Source organism: Oleiphilus sp. HI0079 (assembly GCF_001635105.1).
On record NZ_LWFT01000057.1, the window covers coordinates 1 to 3,790 of the forward strand.

Sequence of the window (3,790 nt, forward strand, 5' to 3'; positions counted from 1 at the left end):
GGTAAGAGAACCTGCATGGTCACCATTTCTAAACTAAAATTATAAATAGGTGTCTTGTGTGGCGCGGGATGCTTGAATTAGTATGAACTCAGTCCTCAAGCTATGTGCGCGTGATGTGTTTTAGAGCGCATGGCCGAACGAAAAAACCAAACGCTTGATAGAATGATTACAAAAGCGGCTACGAATTATCTTAGATCTGACAAAGGAAGAACAATGAAACTAGAAGCTTACAAACATGGCCTAGCCCTGATTTTAGCGACAACTGTATTGGTTGGTTGTGAAACAACAAGCACTGCTGATGAAGAGCCTTTAGAGCCAACAGCCGAGCAGACTGGAGAAGCTTCTGGTACGGGTGCAGGCACTGGTGCTGGATCTGACGAAGCAATGACCGAACAGCAGCTTGCTGAGCAAAAAGCGCAAGAGGCGGCAGAGAAAGAAAAGGCTGCAATGCGCGAAGTAAAAACAATCTACTTCGATCTTGATCAGTCTACGATTAAGTCCGAATTCCGAGCGCCATTGGCAGCACATGCAGCTTATTTAGCGCAGAACCCTGAAGCGAAAATTGTTGTTGAAGGGCACTGTGATGAGCGTGGTACAAAAGAGTACAACATTGCACTGGGTGAGCGTCGCGGTAACTCTGTAGCACAGTTTTTGAAAGTGAACGGCGTGCAGGCATCTCAGATCGAAGTTGTCAGCTATGGCGAAGAGAGACCGGCTATGCCTGGCTCTAACGACTCGGCTTGGTCTAAGAACCGTCGTGCAGTTCTGCAGTATCAATAAGTAAGCAATGCTAGCTTTACTTATTCAAAGAAAAGGGCTTCTTTTGAAGTCCTTTTTTATTTGTGCTTTGACCTCTTCGGTTAGCGCAAAAACGTTGATCTTTCAGTCTAGTGATGTTTCTTCCCAGCCCGAGCTCGCTGAGCCACGCAAAGATAAGCCGGTCAATACTGGCGCGTCTTCGGCCCCGCCGAAAACCTCATTGCCGGCCCCTAGTGTTAATAGTGAGCTCTTTTTTCTCGTTGAGCAATTGAAGCAAGAGGTAATGATGCTTCGAGGTATTGTTGAAGAGAAAGACTATGAAATTCGTCAGATGCAAAAGCTGTCTAAAGAGCGCTATCGCGATATTGATCAGCGCTTGCAAGATCTGTCGAAGAAACTGGCCAATGCTGGTATCGATTCGCGCGACGGTCTAGTGACTCAAAGTGCCTCGGTCGCTAACCAGCCTCCATCTGAAGCGACTGGAGTCGTAATTCCCGTTGGTTTGGGTGGAGAGGTTGTGCCTGTCCAGACGCCCAAAAGAACTGGTGGTGCTGTAAAAGAGACGGAGGAGCAAAAGGTAGCCTATCAAAATGCATACAATTATGTTCGGGATAAAAAGTTTCCCGAAGCAATTGAGGCATTGCATGCATATGTCGAGAAATATCCAGAAGGCGATTTAACAGGGAATGCGTTTTACTGGTTGGGGGAGGTTTATCTTGTATTACCAAAACTTGAGCAGGCGAAACAGGCGTTCTCTATTGTTGTAAAGACCTTTCCTGGGCACAGAAAGTTGCCGGACGCAATGTACAAGCTGGCTGTGACTTTGGATCGGCTTCAAGACCCAGCGAGTGCTGAGCAATATTTGAAGCAGGTTCAGCAGCAATTTCCAAACAGTACGGCTGCTAAGTTGGCGGAAAATTACACGATTTCTAGGTAAGTGGTTGATTTTAAAGGCGTTAGTTTCTTTTGTTGTATGTGCCGACTGATCAAAAAAAACTAGAAAATTGGCTTGTTATTTTTCTTAAAATCATTACTATATGCGCCCTGTCGGGTCGTTAGCTCAGTTGGTAGAGCAGTTGGCTTTTAACCAATTGGTCGCAGGTTCGAATCCTGCACGACCCACCAATTTTTAATTGGCTAGGGCGTACCGAGTAGTCTGGGTAAGATAGTCCGACAGTTTATCTAAGATGTGTTTCCAACACGCATCGATCGCCTTAATAGGCGTTTTCAAGGGGTCGTTAGCTCAGTTGGTAGAGCAGTTGGCTTTTAACCAATTGGTCGCAGGTTCGAATCCTGCACGACCCACCACTTCTTTGTTCTGACCTGCATAAGCTGTTGTTCCTCCTCATTCAACTGAAATGGCGTCATGTATTTTCTAGAGCGTTCGCGCGTGTTTAGGTATAATTCCACTAGTTAAATTCAATGGGTTTGGTGTAAATGGGTCATCTTCAAGATCGTGTTCTTGTTCAAGAGCACTTGGCGCAAGAAAAAATTCCTAAAGAGCTCGATGTGGCTCGTGTTGATACGCTCAGCAACGAAATCGCGAAGCTGCTAAAGCAGGAAAATGCGGTGTTAATCGCGCATTATTATACAGATGAATCTATACAGGCTTTAGCCGAAGAGACTGGTGGTCTTGTTTCCGACTCATTGGAAATGGCGCGCTTTGGCGCGTCGTGTGATGCGAAAACGCTCGTTGTTGCTGGTGTCAAATTTATGGGTGAAACGGCAAAGATTCTTAGTCCGGATAAGCGTGTTGTAATGCCGACTTTAGAGGCTACGTGCTCCCTAGATATTGGCTGTCCAGTCGACGAGTTCTCTCGTTTCTGCGATCAGCACCCTGATCGGACTGTAGTCGTTTACGCCAATACGTCTGCGGCTGTAAAAGCAAGAGCAGATTGGGTTGTTACTTCAAGTATTGCGCTCGATGTGATTGAGCATCTAGATCGCGCCGGAAAGAAAATACTTTGGGGTCCAGATAAACATCTTGGTAGCTATATTCAGCATCAAACGGGCGCTGATATGTTGCTGTGGGATGGGGCGTGTATTGTGCACGAGGAGTTTAAAGCTTCGGGGATAAAAGATCTTAAGAAGATTTATCCGGAAGCGGCTGTTCTAGTTCATCCTGAGTCGCCTGATGCAATGGTTGAACTCGCAGATGCGGTCGGCTCAACGTCGCAACTCATTAAAGCCTCTCAAGTGCTTCCCAACGAGACGTTTATCGTTGCAACGGACAACGGCATTTTCTACAAGATGAAGCAGTTGAGCCCGGGGAAAACCTTCATTGAGGCTCCGACTGCGGGCAGCGGAGCAACATGTCGTAGCTGTGCTCATTGCCCTTGGATGGCTATGAACGGCTTGGAGGGGGTTCGTGATGTGCTGCTCAACAGTGACGGTTGTGAGGTCTTTGTCGATGATACCCTTCGCAGAGACGCACTGAAGCCTTTGGAGCGGATGTTGTCCTTTACTGCGCGCTAGTTCGTTTGTGAGGGTGTAAACGTTATTCTATTCATCGTTGATTCTTTGGGCGTCCCCGTTTTTAAAACGGAGGGTTTTCTTTGAGGTCGTAAGCGCGATCTAGTTGGCCTTTCATAATGCTAGCCAAGCGGCTGTTTGGCTTGGCGATCTTGATGCCCAGTTGCAATTGCTCAATAGCTTGGTCATAGCGGCCTGTTAGTATGAAAAATTGCGCCCGCGCTTGTCGAAGTCCGACAATATTGCCTGCTTGCCCGTGAATTTCCGAAAGCATATACCAGACGAGAGGATTATCCTCTTGCGCTCGCGTTAGTTTGATTAAGATGTTTTCCGCTTCCGCGTAGCGTTTTTCGAGGTCATATAGTTCGGCTAGAAGAAGAGCGCTAGGGTAGTTGTTTGGGTTGAACTCAAGAAGCTGCTTTAAGCGCTCGAACGCATCCTGTTTTTTGCCAGCGGAGTATTCGGCTTCTGCCAAAAAGATGCTAATTGCGATCGTCCCTGGATATTTCGTGTGGAGTTCTTCAAAGGTTTTGAGTGAGAAGGAAGGGTCGCTTTCAAG

Annotated in this window: 4 protein-coding genes and 2 tRNA genes; 5 read left to right on the forward strand and 1 reads right to left on the reverse strand. The window is 46.9% G+C overall.

Annotated elements, in window-relative coordinates; genetic code table 11:
- Positions 1-213 precede the first annotated feature (213 nt).
- The 5 genes from pal (at position 214) to nadA (ending at position 3,234) form a co-directional block, all read left to right on the forward strand.
- Entirely contained in the window at positions 214-780 is a 567-nt protein-coding gene (pal, locus tag A3750_RS00885) for a peptidoglycan-associated lipoprotein Pal (RefSeq protein WP_068455744.1), read from the forward strand.
- Positions 781-823: 43 nt separating this feature from the next.
- Complete coding sequence (gene ybgF, locus A3750_RS00890) at positions 824-1,696, forward strand: tol-pal system protein YbgF (RefSeq protein ID WP_197466284.1); 873 nt, start codon at positions 824-826, stop codon at positions 1,694-1,696.
- A gap of 112 nt (positions 1,697-1,808) precedes the next feature.
- A tRNA-Lys gene (locus A3750_RS00895) sits at positions 1,809-1,884 on the forward strand.
- Between the two features lie 107 nt (positions 1,885-1,991).
- Positions 1,992-2,067: transfer RNA gene (locus tag A3750_RS00900), tRNA-Lys, on the forward strand.
- A gap of 129 nt (positions 2,068-2,196) precedes the next feature.
- On the forward strand, positions 2,197-3,234 hold the full coding sequence (gene nadA, locus A3750_RS00905) for a quinolinate synthase NadA (RefSeq protein ID WP_068455738.1): 1,038 nt from the start codon (positions 2,197-2,199) through the stop codon (positions 3,232-3,234).
- A 61-nt stretch (positions 3,235-3,295) separates the two neighbouring features.
- On the opposite strand, the gene A3750_RS00910 is transcribed toward nadA, so the two are convergent.
- Positions 3,296-3,790, reverse strand: a 495-nt coding sequence (locus A3750_RS00910; RefSeq protein WP_156498279.1) for a lipopolysaccharide assembly protein LapB, incomplete at its 5' end; no start/stop codon positions are given.

What these genes read in the sequence shown, in the direction of transcription:
- pal (WP_068455744.1), top strand. Translation starts at nt 214, where the DNA reads ATGAAACTAGAAGCTTACAAACATGGCCTAGCCCTGATTTTAGCGACA.
- nadA (WP_068455738.1), top strand. Translation starts at nt 2,197, where the DNA reads ATGGGTCATCTTCAAGATCGTGTTCTTGTTCAAGAGCACTTGGCGCAA.